The organism is Streptomyces sp. LBL (assembly GCF_029893585.1).
GTDB lineage: Bacteria > Actinomycetota > Actinomycetes > Streptomycetales > Streptomycetaceae > Streptomyces.
Genome location: NZ_JARXYX010000025.1, coordinates 1 through 15,459, shown reverse-complemented (window position 1 = coordinate 15,459; position 15,459 = coordinate 1). Strand labels below are relative to the sequence as shown.

General features: G+C 66.9%; 9 protein-coding genes. 6 read left to right on the top strand and 3 right to left on the bottom strand.

Translation table 11 applies throughout. The features are described 5' to 3' along the window. Positions 1–35 precede the first annotated feature (35 nt). Positions 36–161, top strand: coding sequence for a hypothetical protein (locus tag M2271_RS27490; RefSeq protein WP_280890026.1), 126 nt, complete (start codon positions 36–38; stop codon positions 159–161). A 79-nt stretch (positions 162–240) separates the two neighbouring features. On the opposite strand, the gene M2271_RS27485 is transcribed toward M2271_RS27490, so the two are convergent. Further along, positions 241–1,329, bottom strand: coding sequence for an LLM class flavin-dependent oxidoreductase (locus M2271_RS27485; protein WP_280890025.1), 1,089 nt, complete (start codon positions 1,327–1,329; stop codon positions 241–243). Positions 1,330–1,707: 378 nt separating this feature from the next. Between M2271_RS27485 and M2271_RS27480 the strand changes: the two genes are divergently transcribed. Continuing rightward, the gene (locus M2271_RS27480) at positions 1,708–1,959 is read left to right on the top strand and encodes a DoxX family protein (protein WP_280890024.1); all 252 of its coding nucleotides are present in this window, start codon (positions 1,708–1,710) and stop codon (positions 1,957–1,959) included. Positions 1,960–2,031: 72 nt separating this feature from the next. Here the strand turns inward: M2271_RS27480 and M2271_RS27475 are convergent, their stop codons facing one another. After that, the gene (locus M2271_RS27475; protein WP_280890023.1) at positions 2,032–2,499 is read right to left on the bottom strand and encodes a MarR family transcriptional regulator; all 468 of its coding nucleotides are present in this window, start codon (positions 2,497–2,499) and stop codon (positions 2,032–2,034) included. 393 nt (positions 2,500–2,892) lie between these two features. On the opposite strand from M2271_RS27475, the gene M2271_RS27470 reads away from it, so the two are divergent. After that, positions 2,893–3,843, top strand: a complete 951-nt coding sequence (locus tag M2271_RS27470) for an NmrA/HSCARG family protein (protein ID WP_280890022.1) — start codon at positions 2,893–2,895, stop codon at positions 3,841–3,843. Positions 3,844–4,001: 158 nt separating this feature from the next. Continuing rightward, positions 4,002–5,741 (top strand): pyruvate dehydrogenase, encoded by a 1,740-nt coding sequence (locus M2271_RS27465; protein ID WP_280890021.1) that lies wholly within the window; start codon positions 4,002–4,004, stop codon positions 5,739–5,741. Between the two features lie 318 nt (positions 5,742–6,059). Here M2271_RS27465 and M2271_RS27460 read toward each other — a convergent pair whose 3' ends face one another. After that, positions 6,060–6,458: a VOC family protein gene (locus tag M2271_RS27460; protein ID WP_280890020.1), complete on the bottom strand. Its 399-nt coding sequence runs from the start codon at positions 6,456–6,458 to the stop codon at positions 6,060–6,062. 100 nt (positions 6,459–6,558) lie between these two features. Between M2271_RS27460 and M2271_RS27455 the strand changes: the two genes are divergently transcribed. Next, positions 6,559–7,554 (top strand): YafY family protein, encoded by a 996-nt coding sequence (locus tag M2271_RS27455; protein WP_280890019.1) that lies wholly within the window; start codon positions 6,559–6,561, stop codon positions 7,552–7,554. A 1,228-nt stretch (positions 7,555–8,782) separates the two neighbouring features. Further along, positions 8,783–15,459, top strand: a 6,677-nt coding sequence (locus tag M2271_RS27450; RefSeq protein ID WP_348539196.1) for an amino acid adenylation domain-containing protein, incomplete at its 3' end; no start/stop codon positions are given.

Genomic DNA, 15,459 nt, shown 5'->3' with positions numbered 1-15,459 from the left:
CGTGCCGGGGTTCTTTGTCGGGGTTCCCTGCCTGGGTGATCCTGAGTGTCCAGCGACAGTTCGCCGCGCACCAGCAGCTGCCCGGCGGGGTCCGGGTGATGTGGGTGGGAAAGCCGGAGTCTCTTCCCACCATCCGCCAGTTCGTACCGCAGCGCACCTGAGGGGCACCGGCGCACCCCTTCTGCCGGCCGGCCGCTCGGCCAGGGCGCCGGCGGGCTGGATCCGCTGCTCCCGCGGTGCTCACCTCGCATCCGTTCCCTTGTGCCGCCCGAGAAGGTCGGCGTGAGTCGGGCCGGCGGGCACGTCGGCGGGGCGGTTCTTGGCGAACTCCTCGCGCAGGACGGGGACCACCTCTTCGCCGAGCATGTCGATCTGCTCCAGCACGCTCTTCAGCGGTACTCCCACGCCGTCCACGTTGAACAGTTGTCGCTGGTAGTCGCCGAACGACTCCCGGAACGTCAGCGTCTTCTCGATGACCTCCTGCGGGCTGCCGACCGTCAGCGGGGTCTGCTCCATGTACTGCTCCAGCGACGGACCGCCTCCCATCTGGGGCGAGCCGTCGAAGAACGGCCGGAACTCCCGTATGGCGTCCTGGGAGTTGCGCCGCATGTACACATGGCCGCCCAGTCCGACGATGGCCTGCTCGGGCGTGCCGTGGCCGTAGTACGCGTACCGCTCCCGATAGAGGTTGATCAGACGCTGGAAGTGTTCCTTGGGCCAGAAGATGTTGTTGGCGAAGAAGCCGTCGCCGTAGTACGCGGCCTGCTCGGCTATTTCCGGGGAGCGGATGGAGCCGTGCCAGACGAACGGCGGGACGCCGTCCAGCGGGCGGGGCGTGGAGGTGAAGCCCTGCAGCGGCGTGCGGAACTTGCCCTCCCAGTTCACGACGTCCTCACGCCACAGCCGGTGCAGCAGGGCGTAGTTCTCGATGGTGAGGTTGATGCCCTCGCGGATGTCCTTGCCGAACCAGGGGTAGACCGGGCCGGTGTTGCCGCGGCCCATCATCAGGTCGACGCGCCCGTCGGCCAGGTGCTGGAGCATGGCGTAGTCCTCGGCGATCTTCACCGGGTCGTTGGTGGTGATCAGCGTGGTGGCCGTGGAAAGGATGATGCGGTCGGTGCGGGCGGCGATCCAGCCCAGCATGGTGGTGGGGGACGAGGGCACGAAGGGCGGGTTGTGGTGCTCGCCGGTCGCGAAGACGTCGAGCCCGACCTCCTCCGCCTTCTGCGCGATGGTGACCATCGCCTTGATCCGCTCGTGCTCGGTCGGTGTCCGGCCCGTGGTCGGGTCCGTGGTGACGTCGCCGACGGTGAAGATTCCGAACTGCATCGCACTCATCCTCTTCCATTTGGTTGATGAGTCAACTGTATGTGGGAACGTGTGGCCTGGTGCTCGTATTCCGGGCGGAGGCGGCCCCTGTCGGCACTCCGGGGTAGCTCCGGGACGACTCTGGGGCGGCTCTGGGGCGGCTCCGCGCATTGATTGATGCGTCAACCTTTACATCCTGTGCTCGCGGTTGATCAGTCAATCAATGGCAGGTGTTCCCCCTGTGGGGCGTGTGCCCAGCTGGAAGGAAATCCGTTCCCATGTACATCGCCGCCGCCGTCCTCAGCGTGCTCCTGGCCCTGGTGGCACTCGCTGCCGGCGCGCCCAAGGTTCTGCTCAAGGGGGACGTTTCCGCCGGGCTGCAGTCGCACATGGGGCTGAGTGCCGGGTTCGTGCGCTTCATCGGGCTCGCCGAGGTGGCTGCCGCCGTGGGCCTCGTCGTGGGGACTCTTCTGGCAGCCGCTGGGCATCGCCGCCGCTGTCGGCTTCGCGATCACGATGGCAGGGGCGATCGGCTTCCATGCCAAGGCCGGTGACTACGCCGACCCCAAGACCCGAGGCGGCGCGATGGCTCCCTTCGTCCTCGTCCTGCTCGCGGTCGCTGCCGCTGTCACGCTCGCCGCGGCGATGTGAGACGGACCGGGGTTCCGGGGTTCCGGGCCGTTCTGAAGGACGGTCCGGCCCGCCGGGTGTCGCGCCGTCTGCTCAGGCGCTGTCCTTCCCCAGCTGTTCGAGGATGCGGTCGGAGATCTGGGCGAGCATGGCGAGCTCTGCCGGGCTGAGCGGGTCGATGAACAGGCGGCGGACCGCCTCGACATGACGGGGGGCTGCCGTCGCGAGGGCTTCACGGCCGGCGGGAGTGACGACCACGAACGACACGCGCGCGTCGGTGGGACAGTCCTCCCGGATCACCAGACCCCGCTTGGCCATCCGGTTGATGTGGTGGGACATCCGGCTTTTTTCCCACTCCACGGCCTTGGCCAGCTCCAGGACGCGCTGCCGACCCTCAGGGACTTCGGTGAGGTGGACGAGTACTCCGTAGTCGGCGGTCGACAGTCCCGACTCGGTCTGCACCTCGCGGCCCAGCCTGCCGACAAGCTTTTCCTGCATCCGCACGAAGCTGCGCCAGGCGTGTTGCTCCGGCTCGGAGAGCCAGGGCGTTCTCTCAGTCATACGTGTCAGTGTAAACGATTTGTTGACGCGTCATCCCTGCCTCGCCGAGACGCCGTCTGCGCGACGCCGTCTGCGCGACGCCGTCTGTGCGACGCTGAGGGCGGAGGGCGGAGGGCGGAGGGCGGAGGGCGGAGAGCGGAGCCGGGCCCGGTGTCGGCGGTGCGCCCTCGACGTCGCGCGGTGCCGCGTGCGCCTGATCCAGGCGGCCGGTCAGGGCGTGGAGCCGGGCGTGGCCTCCTCGGTCCGGGGGGGGGGGTGCGGCACGGGTCGTCCGCCGACGCGGTCACCCTGGCGGTCACCGTGTGAAGACCAACCGAAAGGTTGACGCGTCATCTCAGATGGCGTAAGTTTTTATTGATGCATCAACCTAACTTTTGGGCAGGGGCAGTACCTATGAGTGAGCAGAAGGTCATCGCGGTCGCCGGAGCGACGGGCGGCCAGGGCGGCGGTGTCGCGCGGGCGATCCTGGCCGACCCGGATTCGGGCTTTACGGTGCGCGCGCTCACCAGGAACCCCGGCGCGCCCGCCGCCCGGGAACTCGTCGCCCTGGGGGCCGAGGTCGTCCAGGCGGACTTCCATGACGAGGCGAGCGTGCACAAGGCGTTCGCGGGTGCGTACGGCGCTTTCCTGGTCACCAACTTCTGGGCGCACGGCTCGGCGGAGAAGGAGATCGAGGAGGTCCACGTCCTGGTGCGGGCGGCCCAGGCGGCGGGGCTGAAGCACGTGGTGTGGTCGACGCTGGAGGACACTCGCGAGTTGCTGCCGCTGGAGGACGAGCGGATGCCTGTTCTCCAGGGCAAGTACAACGTGCCGCACTTCGACGCCAAGGGCGAGGCCAACGAACTGTTCCGCCAGGCCGGCGTGCCGACCACCTTCCTGAACACCACCTTCTTCTTCCAGGGCTTCCTGACCCAGATGGGTCCCCAGCGCGGTGAGGACGGCGTGCTGACGCTGACCCTGCCCCTGGAGGACGGCAAGCTGCTGTCCGGAGTGGACTCCGAGGACATCGGTCGCACCGCTTTCGGCATCCTCAAGGGCGGCGAGCGGTTCCTCGGCGAGACTGTCGGCCTGGCCGGCGACCACCTGACCGGAGCGCAGTACGCGGCGAAGTTCGAGGCCGCGCTCGGCGAACCGGTGCGCTTCCAGTCGGTCCCCTACGACGTCTTCCGCTCCCTCGACATCCCGGCCGCCGAGGAGATCGCCAACATGTTCCAGTACTACGGCGACTTCGACCAGGAGTTCACCGGCGCCCGCGACCTGGACAAGGTGCGGGAACTCAACCCGGCGCTCAAGAGCTTCGACGCCTGGCTGGCAGAGAACCTCTCGAAGATCAAGGCGGGCTGAGCTAGTCTCACGCAGGCGCCGCAGACACCGACGAATCGAAGACGACGGCGGGCGGACCACTCAGCGGCAAGGCCACCCTGGTGGCCGACGCGAGCCGCGTCACCAGGGTGGCCGCCGTCCGCGGGCGTCCGTCGAGCAACCCGTTCAAGGAGGACCCGGTGCGTAATCCGACCGTGGCACAGCAGCTGATAGACGTCCTGCGGCAGGCAGGGGTGGAACGGATCTACGGCGTCGTCGGCGACAGCCTCAATCCGGTCGTGGACGCCATCCGGCGTACCGAGGGCATCGAGTGGGTCCATGTGCGCAACGAGGAGGCGGCGGCGTTGGCCGCCGCGGCCGAGGCGCAGCTGACCGGGCGGCTCGCGGTGTGCGCGGGCAGTTGCGGTCCGGGCAACACCCACCTGATCCAGGGGCTGTACGACGCGAACCGCTCCGGGGCCCCGGTGCTCGCGATCGCCTCCCACATTCCGTCGAAGCAGATCGGAACCGGGTTCTTCCAGGAGACGCATCCGGAGCGGCTGTTCACCGAGTGCAGCCAGTACTGCGAGATGGTGAGCCAGTCCTCGCAGATGCCGCGGATGGTGCGGATCGCCGTACAGCGCGCGCTGGCGGACAACGGGGTGTCGGTGCTCGTCATGCCCGGCGACCTGTCCCACGCGCCCGCCACCAACCCCACCGGATCGAGCAGCTTCGTCACCGACCGCGGCCGGGTCGTCCCACCGGCCGAGCAGGTGCGGGACCTCGCGGCGAAGCTCAACGCGGCCCAGAAGGTGATGTTCTTCTGCGGCGCCGGTGTGCGGGACGCGCACGCCGAGGTGATGGAACTCGCGGGCCGGGTGCACGCGCCGATCGGGCACACGCTGCGCGGCAAGGAGTGGATCCAGTACGACAACCCGTACGACGTCGGCATGAGCGGACTGCTCGGCTACGGCGCCTGCTACGACGCGATGCACGAGGCGGACCTCGTGGTACTGCTGGGCACCGACTTCCCGTACGACGACTTCCTGCCGCAGGCCCGCACTGTACAGATCGACCACGACGCGGCACGGATCGGGCGCCGGACCGCGCTGGAGCTGGGCGTACACGGCGACGTGGGAGAGACGCTGCGCGCGGCGCTGCCGCTGGTCGAGGCGAAGCGCGACCGCTCGTACCTGGACCGGACGCTGCGCCACCACGCCAAGTCCCTGGAGAACGTGGTCTCCGCCTACACCCGCAACGTCGAGCACCACGTGCCGATCCACCCCGAATACCCGGCGTCCATCCTCGACGAACTCGCCGACGACGACGCGGTGTTCACCGTCGACACCGGAATGTGCAACGTGTGGGCGGCCCGCTACATCACGCCCAACGGTCGCCGTCGCGTGATCGGTTCGTTCCTGCACGGCACCATGGCCAACGCTCTCCCGCACGCCATCGGCGCCCAGTTCGCCTACCCCGGCCGTCAGGTGATCTCCATGTCGGGCGACGGTGGACTCGGCATGCTCATGGGTGAGCTGCTCACCGTCAAACTGCACAACCTGCCGGTGAAGACGATCGTCTTCAACAACTCCTCCCTCGGCATGGTCAAGCTGGAGATGATGGTCGACGGCCTGCCCGACTACGAGACCGACCACGAGCCGGTGGACTACGCCGCCATCGCCGCGGGGGTCGGAATCCACTCGATCCGCATCGAGAAGCCCGACCAGATCCGGGAAGGCCTGCGGGAGGCGCTGTCGTACGACGGGCCGTGCCTGGTGGATCTGGTCACCGACCCCAACGCACTGTCGATCCCGCCGCACATCTCCGGCGAACAGGTGAAGGGCTTCGCCTTCTCGGCAGGCAGGACGGTACTCAACGGGGGCGTGGGCAGGATGCTCGACCTGGCCAGGGCCAATCTGCGCAACGTTCCCAGGCCGTAAAGCTGCGATCGCCCCGGCCGGCCCCTGGCCTGGGGGAAGCCGGTGGTCGGCGCGGCAGACGCCGGCCTCGGCCGTGTCGGCGATCGCGTCGACGCTCTCGCCGGGCCGGTACCACCAGGCGACCCGGTTGCAGGTAAAGGAGAGTGCCTGTGAGTGCAGCTCAGCTCACCTTGAACTGGGAGACGTTCTCTGCCGGCACGCTTCGTCTTGAGGAGCCCAACGAGCACGTGAAGGGGCCGCAAGCGCAGCTCAGGCAGATGGAGGTGCCGAGGGTGCAGGGGCCGCCCGAGAGCGCGGGTCGCCACCACCGTGTTGTCCTCAGCGAGCGAACTTCTCGACGGCGGCCGGCGTCACAGGAGTGAAGAAGTTGACGAGGTTGCCGTCGGGGTCGCGGAACAGGAGCGCCCGGTTCCCCCAGGGCATCGTGGTGGGCTCGTTGACGAAGTCCTCCACGAAGCTGCTCAGGTTCTTGTACACGCTGTCCACGTCGTCGACGAGGAATTCGAGGATGACACTGTGATTGTCGGCCGGGCGGGCGGAGCCCGGCGCGAACAGAGGGACCGTGCGGGTGCTGCCGATCGCGAGGGTGGCCTGGGGGGTCCTGAGTTCGGCGAAGTCCTCGTTGGCCCAGGTGGCGGACACTTCGGTGGCGCGCTCGTAGAAGTCGACGAGGCGTGCGACGTCACCCGTGATGATGCGGATGGAGACGAAGTTCATGGGTTTTCTCCTCTGGCCGGTGGCCGGTCGGTGCCTGTGACCGCACGCTACGACATATACCGGGCGGAACCCGCCCGGTATATGCGGGAGACTTCCGGGTATGGCCCGCCCCATTGCTCGCGTCCTCACCCTGCTGGAGCTTCTGCAGTCGGGCGGCATCCGGACCGTGTCCGAACTCGCCGATCGGCTGAACGTCGACGAACGCACCGTACGGCGCTACGTCCAGCAGCTCGTCGACCTCGACGTGCCCGTCGAGTCGGTGCGCGGCCGCTACGGTGGCTACCGACTCGGCCCCGGTTACCGCATGCCCCCGCTCATGCTGAGCGACGACGAAGCGCTCGCCGTGCTGCTCGGCCTGGTCGCGGGTCGGCGATCGGGCCTGGTGACGGCCACGGACACGGCGATTGAGACGGCGGCGGCCAAGATCCGGCGAGTGCTGCCCGAGCGGCTGAGCCGCAGACTCGACGCTGTGCTCGGCTCCCTCGCCTTCACGGATCCGCCCGGCAAAGCGGCCGCCCCGGAGCCCGCGGTCCTCCTCCCGATCGCCGACGCGGTGCACCACCACCGGCCGATCTCGATCCGGTACACCGCCGGCGACGGCCGACGCAGCGAGCGCACCCTGCACCCCTACGGGGTCGTCGCCCACTCGGGCAGGTGGTACGTAACGGCTGCGGATCTCTCGGCAGGTGAGGACCGGACCTTCAGACTGGATCGCATCACCGGTGTGAGGAGCCTGCCCGGCTCGTTCGAACCATCCGTCGGAATCGATCCGGCGAAGCGCGTCCTGACAGGGCTCGCCACGGCTCCGTACCAGCATGAGGTGACCCTGCGAGTCCAGGGGACGGCCGAGCAGATCCACACCCGACTGCCCGCCGGCGTCGCGATCGTGACGGAACTGCCATCCCCGGGCGGCGCATCTCCGGGGGCCGAGCGCTGTTGCCGTGTCGAACTGCGTGTGGAGCGGCTCGACTGGCTGCCTGCCGTACTTGCCTCGCTGGACCGGCCCTTCGTCATCGAACGCCCGGATGAGCTCCGTGGCCTCGTCGAGGCTTTCGCTGAACGGCTCGCGAACTTCGCGGCGAAGGCACCTTCTTGATGACAGCGTCCTGCTGCCGCGGCACTGGTCAGCGCGAAGGCGGCCGTCCGGCGAGTCGGACCGGAGCCGCTGCTGCAGCTGATCGCGCTGATCGAGCGGCGGTTGATCGATGTCGCGCAACCTGATCTGGGTCGCTGCGGGAGGATCACCGGGGCACGCCACATCTGGACCCTGGCGTTCGCGCACAACATAGCCTTCGCCCCGCACACGGGTTTTTCCGGGGGGCTCTCCCAGCTGGCCGCGATCCACGTCGCGGCCGCGGCACCCTCGCTGCTCGCGCTGGAGTACATGTTCATCGACAACCCCTGCCGGGAGATCTTCGTGGGGGGCTATCCGCAAGCCGAGAAGGGCCTGGCCGGAACCGGCAGCAACGCCAGGACGACCTGCCACTCCGCGTCCGTCATATCGGAGACATCAGGGGGTGCGGTCGGCCGGTCTGCCGCGTTGCCGAGCCTGTGCGCGAGGCAGTCACACGGCAGGGAAGGCGAGCTGGACTCCACACACGCGAGCGCTGAAGACTGCGACAACAGGGCCTCCTGGTATTCGGTTCGGTTCGCGCCTCCGAACTACCAAGAGGCCCTGCTGCCATGCGCCGACCCTCGCGCGATCACCCGATCAGGAACCCTGTCCGACCAGGCCGTCCCTGTGATCGATAAGCGGATGACGTCTCAGGCCAGACGGACTTTGTGCATGAGAACCGGATCAAACGGGTGGCAGGGTCGGCAGCCCAGGGGTCGAAAAATGCATGTGCCGGACAGACGGGTTGAAAACTGGCGATCTCAAAGTTCAGTCAATGGCACAAGCTCTCCCTGGTTGCACCCTTGGAGGGTGTTTGATGTTTGTTTGCAATAGCTGTTTACCGTTTTGCCGTATTTATCGCCGACGGGCACGGACTGGAATACCTGAAATCTCCACACTGGTGGGAATTTTTCGCCTATTAATAAACCAGACGGAATCCAGCGTCGAGAAGCGGATCGAACGAGCACAGAGGTCGGCGCCCAGAAGGCCGGGAAGGTGCACGTAAGACGCGAATCAGTCCAAGGATTGTTGGCCGCAGAAGCAACTTATTACCACAAGCCGCCCCTAAGCGTCCTCTAAATGCCCACTTCGCCAAGAAAGTTGACAGTGCCCAGTTCGGCTTGAGAGGGTTAAGTGGATCAACATTGCTTTCAAATTGCTTAATTGGTTGCTCCTGGTACGGAGCGCGTGCGTTGACCGAGGTGTGGAGATGTCTGGATCGCATGGTGGCCGTCGTGAACTGATGGCCGGACAGCTTGGCCTATGGCATGCGCAGCAGCTGAATCCGGATAATCCGATCTACAACATGGGTGAATACATAGAGATTCACGGAAAGGTGCACACGGGCTTCTTTGAGGCGGCCGTGCGAAGAGTCGTCCAAGAAGTCGACTGTTTTAGCCTGCGCTTTGAGGGAACCGCAGACGAAGTCCCGCAGCAGTATTTTGACCTGCGGAGCGATTGGCTGTTTCACGTGATCGACGTGAGCGGTGAGGAAGATCCCCGTTCCAGCGCGGAGAGTTGGATGCGGGTGAACATGCGACGTCCAGTGGATCTCCAGGGCGGTGAACTTTTCACCCAGGCTGTATTCAAGGTGGACGAAGACCTCTTCTTCTGGTATCAGCGAATACACCACATCATTGCAGACGGACTCGCGGGACCCCTGATAGCCTCCCGAGTGGCTGCAGTTTACACGGCACTTTTGGCTGGTGAATCCCTCACGGGCAGCCCTCTTCTCTCGAGTTCCGTACTGATGGACGCCGATGCCGATTACCGGGTGTCCGCAGAATTCGAACTGGACCGGGATTACTGGACGGAGCGGCTTTCCGATCGCCCTCAAGCGGTCAGCTTGAGTGGCCGGGAACCTTCCACCACGCCCCATGAACTGACACGTCATACGCTCCACATCCCTCCCGCCGCCGCCGCGGAACTCCGAAGCTCCGCACGTCGACTGGGAACGAGCCTCTCGGGTCTGGCCGTAGCCGCGAGCGCTGCCTACCTGCATCGCGCAACGGGGCAAGAGGACGTCATTCTCGGGGTCCCCGTAATGGGTAGAACAACTGCACTGCGGGACATCCCAGGAATGACGGCGAATATCATTCCTCTGCGCCTCGCAGTGCAGCCGAAGGCCACGGTGAGGGAACTCGTGAAGCAGGTGTCTCGCGGAGTGAGAGATGCCTTGCGGCATCAGCGATACCGCTACGAGGACATCCTCAGAGACCTGAAGCTCGTAGGGCGCAGCGGACTTTACCCCCTACTGGTCAATATCGTCTCCTTTGACTACGATCTGAGATTTGGTGACGCCCCCAGCAGTGCGCACGGGCTCGGTGGCATAAATTTCAATGACCTGTCTATTTCCGTGTACGACAGGTCATCCGACGGAAGCATATCCGTGATTGTGGATGCCAACCCGGATCTTTACAGCCGGGGAGCAGCGCATGAGCATGCTGCGAAATTCCTTGACGTGATGAACTGGATGGCGCGTTCCACTGCGGAGAAACGCGTACACCAGATCACGTTGATGAGCCGCTCCGAGCAGCGTCTGGTTCTCGAGGACTGGAACGACACCGCCCGGGAGGTGCCCGCGGCGACACTGCCGGAGCTGTTCCAGACCCAGGCCGCCCGCACCCCGGACGCGGTCGCGGTGGTCTTCGAGGGTATCGAGGTGACCTATGCGGACCTCAACGCACGGGCCAACCGCCTCGCCCGGTTCCTGATCGACCGGGGTGTGGGACCCGAGTCGCTGGTCGCGGTGATGATGCACCGCTCCGTCGACCTGGTGGTCGCCCTCCTTGCGGTGGTCAAGGCCGGCGGCGCGTATGTACCCGTTGACCCGGACTACCCCGCCGACCGCATCACTTACGTCCTCACCGACGCCCAGCCCCTCCTGGTGCTCACCAGCACGGACCTGGCCTCCTGCCTCACCGACAGCCACCCGCCGTACGTGGCCGTCGACGACCCCCGGACCACCACCGCACTCGAGGACCTCCAAGACACCGACCCCACCGACACCGACACCGACACCGACCCCACCGACACCGAGCGCCGGACCACCCTGCTGCCAGCCCACCCCGCCTACGTCATCTACACCTCCGGGTCCACCGGACGGCCGAAGGGTGTGGCCGTACCCCATGCGGGTATCGTCAACTGGCTGACCTGGATGCAGGGCGCCTACAACTTAACGGCCTCGGAACGGGTGTTGCAGAAAACCCCCTTCGGTTTCGATGTGTCGGTACGGGAGTTCTTCTGGCCGCTGCTCCAGGGCGCGACGGTGGTGGTCGCCAAGCCCTCAGGCCACCGCGACCCGGGGTACCTGGCCGAGTTGATCCAACGCGAACGTGTCACGATCGCGCACTTCGTCCCGTCCCTGCTGCAGGTCTTCCTCCGCGAACCGGCCGCCGCCGCCTGTACCGACCTGCGAGCTGTGTTCTGCAGCGGCGAAGCGCTCCCCGGCGACCTCGCCGGGCAGTTCCGGAACGTACTGGACGTTCCGCTTCACAATCTCTACGGTCCCACCGAGGCGTCAGTCGAGGTCACCGCATGGACGTGTGACAGCGACACCAGCAGGAGCAGTGTCCCCATCGGACGCCCGGTCTGGAACACCCAGGTCTATGTGCTGGACGCAGCCTTGCGGCCGGTGCCGCCCGGGGTGGCGGGTGAGTTGTATCTGGCCGGGGTGCAGCTGGCCCGTGGCTATCTCGAGCGGCCGGGGCTGACTGCGGAGCGGTTTGTGGCCAACCCGTTCACCTCGGGTGAGCGGATGTACCGCACTGGTGACCTGGCCCGGTGGAACGCCGACGGGCAGCTGGAGTATCTGGGCCGTACGGATGACCAGGTGAAGGTCCGGGGTTTCCGGATCGAGCTGGGTGAGATCGAGGCCGTGCTGGCTGCGCTCCCGTCCGTGGCCCAGTCGGTGGTGGTGCTGCGTGAGGACCGTCCCGGTGACAAGCGTCTGGTCGGCTATCTCGTCCCGGCGAGTGGTGCGGGAGGTGCAGACATCGCCGTAGTGCGTAGGCATCTGCAGGGTGTGTTGCCGGAGTACATGGTGCCGTCCGCGCTGGTGGTCCTGGAGGCGCTGCCGTTGACGGTGAACGGCAAGCTGGACCGTAGGGCTCTGCCGGCTCCGGACTATCAGGCGGCCGACGGTGGGCGGGGGCCGTCGACGGTGCAGGAGGAGCTCCTGTGCTCGGTGTTCGCCGAGATTTTGGGCGTGCCCACGGTCGGGGTGGAGGACAACTTCTTCGAGCTGGGCGGCCACTCACTGCTGGCGACCCGGTTGGTGAGCCGTATCCGGTCGGTCTTTGGGGCCGAGGTGCCGATCCGGACGCTGTTCGAGGCGTCCACTCCGGCTGCCCTGGCGGACCGGTTGACCTCGTCCGGTGCGAGGCGGCAACCGCTGGTGCGGGCGGAGCGGGTGGAGCGGGTGCCGTTGTCGTTCGCGCAGCAGCGGTTGTGGTTCCTGGGCGAGCTGGAAGGCCCGTCGGCCACCTACAACATCCCCCTCGCCCTGCGACTGACCGGGTCGCTGGATGTCGACGCTCTGAAGGCCGCCCTGCGTGATGTGGTCGGCCGACACGAGGTCCTGCGCACCGTGTTCGCCACGGTGGACGGGCAACCCCACCAGCAGATCCTGCCGGCCGAAGACGCCCCCGTCCCACTCGCGGTCGAACGGGCAGCGGACCTCGAGGCTGCGATCACCGAGATCGCAGGTCACCACTTCGATCTTGCCAAGCAGATCCCGCTGCGGGCCTGGCTGTTCGAAACCGGTCCTGACGAGCACGTCCTGATGATCATGGTGCACCACATCGCGGGTGACGGGTGGTCCCTGGCCCCCCTGACGCGGGATCTGTCGGCCGCGTATGCGGCCCGATCCACTGGCCGGGCCCTGGAGTGGGTGCCGTTGCCGGTGCAGTATGCCGACTACAGCCTGTGGCAGCGCGAGCTGCTTGGTGACGAGACCGACCCCGACAGCCTCCTGACCGAGCAGTTGGCCTATTGGCGCCAGGCACTGGCCGACCTGCCGGAGGAACTGGCGTTGCCGTTCGACCGGTCGCGTCCCCCGGTCGTCTCCCATCGGGGTGGCAGTGTCGAACTGACCATTGACGCGCAGGTGCACCAGGAGTTGGTTGAGCTGGCCCGGGTGCAGGGCGTGACGGTGTTCATGGTGGTGCAGGCGGCATTGGCCGTCCTGCTGCACCGGCTGGGGGCCGGAGACGACATCCCGGTCGGCACCTCGATCGCAGGCCGCACCGACGAGGCACTGGACGATCTGGTGGGATTCTTCGTCAACACCCTCGTGCTGCGCTCAGACCTGTCCGGCGATCCGACCTTCCTGCAACTGCTGGCCAGAACACGGGAAGCGGACCTCGGCGCCTACACGCACCAGGATGTGCCGTTCGAGCGGCTGGTGGAGGACCTGGCCCCGGCCCGGTCGATGGCCCGCCACCCGCTGTTCCAGGTCATGCTCACCCTGCAGAACACCGCCGAAGCGCGTCTGGACCTGCCCGGGCTGAACATCGAGGTACTGCCTGCGGGCGTCCTTCCTGCCAAGTTCGACCTGGACTTCCAGATCGCCGAGCAGATCACCGACGGCGGCACCCCGGCGGGCCTGACCGGACTGATCACCTACGCCACCGACCTGTTCGATCCCGCAAGTGTCGAGGCGATCGCACGGCGCTTCCTTTTGGTCCTGGAGACAGTGACCGCGGATCCGTCGGTGCCGGTCAGCCGCATCGATGTCCTGGACACCGCGGAGCGGGAGCGGATCCTGTCCGGGTGGAACGACACCACCCACGAGGTTCCGCCGACCACGCTGGCCGAACTGTTGGAAGCCCAGGTCGCCCGCACCCCCGACGCGACCGCGGTGGTCTTCGACGGCACCGAGGTGACCTATGCGGAGTTGAACGCGCGGGCCAACCGGCTGGCCCGCGTCCTTGTGGGCAGGGGCGCCCGGCCGGAAGAACGTGTGGCGGTGATGATGGACCGCTCCGCCGACCTCGTCGCCGCACTCCTCGCAGTGGTCAAGACCGGAGCCGCGTACGTTCCGATCGACCCGGCTTACCCCGCCGACCGCGTCACCTACATGCTCAACGACGCCCAGGCCACACTGCTGGTTACACACCAGGCCATGACAGGCGCAGTGGATGACGGTGTGACGCGCATCGTGACGGATGCCCCAGACATCACGGCGGCCCTGTCCACCATGGCCGGGGAGAACCTCACGGACCACGAGCGAGGAGCGGCACTCCTGCCCGCCCACCCCGCCTACGTGATCTACACCTCCGGCTCCACGGGACGCCCCAAGGGCGTCGTGGTGAGCCACGCAGCAGTCGCCTATTACCTCACCTGGGCTATCGGCGCGTACCCCGGGTTGAGTGGTCGGACCGTGCTGCACTCGTCGGCTGCGTTCGACCTGACCGTTACACCGTTGTACGGCACGCTGATCTCGGGCGGTGCCCTGCATATCGCGGATATCCGGAAGGGGCTTCCCGCTGAACTGGCGCCCACCTTCCTGAAGGTGACGCCGAGCCACCTGGGCCTTCTGTCCGGAGAGCCCGCCGGGTCCTTCGTCCGGGGAGACCTCGTCGTCGGCGGTGAAAGCCTTGCAGGCGAGCAGCTCACACGGTGGCGGTCCGCGCACCACGACGTCCTGATCACGAATGAGTACGGTCCGACCGAGGCGGCCGTCGGATGTGTCACCTTCACCGTTCGTCCCGGGGACCCGGATGTGCTGGGTGGCGTCCCCATCGGCCGTTCCGTTCCGAACATGAGAGTCTTCGTGCTGGACGCAGCCTTGCGGCCGGTGCCGCCCGGGGTGGCGGGTGAGTTGTATCTGGCCGGTGTGCAGCTGGCCCGTGGTTACCTCGAGCGGCCGGGGCTGACTGCGGAGCGGTTTGTGGCCAACCCGTTCACCTCGGGTGAGCGGATGTACCGCACTGGTGACCTGGCCCGGTGGAACGCCGACGGGCAGCTGGAGTATCTGGGCCGTACGGATGACCAGGTGAAGGTCCGGGGTTTCCGGATCGAGCTGGGTGAGATCGAGGCCGTGCTGGCTGCGCTCCCGTCCGTGGCCCAGTCGGTGGTGGTGCTGCGTGAGGACCGTCCCGGTGACAAGCGTCTGGTCGGCTATCTCGTCCCGGTGAGTGGTCCGGAGGGTGCAGACATCGCCGTAGTGCGTAGGCATCTGCAGGGTGTGTTGCCGGAGTACATGGTGCCGTCCGCGCTGGTGGTCCTGGAGGCGCTGCCGTTGACGGTGAACGGCAAGCTGGACCGTAGGGCTCTGCCGGCTCCGGACTATCAGGCGGCCGACGGTGGGCGGGGGCCGTCGACGGTGCAGGAGGAGCTCCTGTGCTCGGTGTTCGCCGAGATTTTGGGCGTGCCCACGGTCGGGGTGGAGGACAACTTCTTCGAGCTGGGCGGCCACTCACTGCTGGCGACCCGGTTGGTGAGCCGTATCCGGTCGGTTTTTGGGGCCGAGGTGCCGATGCGGGCGCTGTTCGAGGCGCCGACCGTGGCCGGACTCGCGCAGCGGCTGACGGATTCGAGTGCGGCGCGTCCCGCGCTGGTGGCGATGACACGGCCCAAGGCGGTACCAGTGTCGTTCGCGCAGCAGCGGTTGTGGTTCCTGGGCGAGTTGGAGGGACCGTCGGCGACCTACAACATTCCTGTGGCTCTGCGGCTGACCGGTGACCTGGATGTCGAGGCGTTGCGGATGGCGCTGGGCGATGTGGTGGGCCGGCACGAGGTGCTGCGGATGGTCTTTGCTGCCGATGAGGGCAGGCCGTATCAGCAGATTCTTGCTCCGCCTTCCTCTTTTGATCTGCCGGTGGTTGAGGTGGGACGGGAGGGTCTGGCGGAGGCGGTTGCCGGGCTGGCGGGTCATGCGTTCGA

What these genes read in the sequence shown, in the direction of transcription:
- M2271_RS27485 (WP_280890025.1), bottom strand. Translation starts at nt 1,329, where the DNA reads ATGCAGTTCGGAATCTTCACCGTCGGCGACGTCACCACGGACCCGACC.
- M2271_RS27475 (WP_280890023.1), bottom strand. Translation starts at nt 2,499, where the DNA reads ATGACTGAGAGAACGCCCTGGCTCTCCGAGCCGGAGCAACACGCCTGG.
- M2271_RS27470 (WP_280890022.1), top strand. Translation starts at nt 2,893, where the DNA reads ATGAGTGAGCAGAAGGTCATCGCGGTCGCCGGAGCGACGGGCGGCCAG.
- M2271_RS27460 (WP_280890020.1), bottom strand. Translation starts at nt 6,458, where the DNA reads ATGAACTTCGTCTCCATCCGCATCATCACGGGTGACGTCGCACGCCTC.
- M2271_RS27455 (WP_280890019.1), top strand. Translation starts at nt 6,559, where the DNA reads ATGGCCCGCCCCATTGCTCGCGTCCTCACCCTGCTGGAGCTTCTGCAG.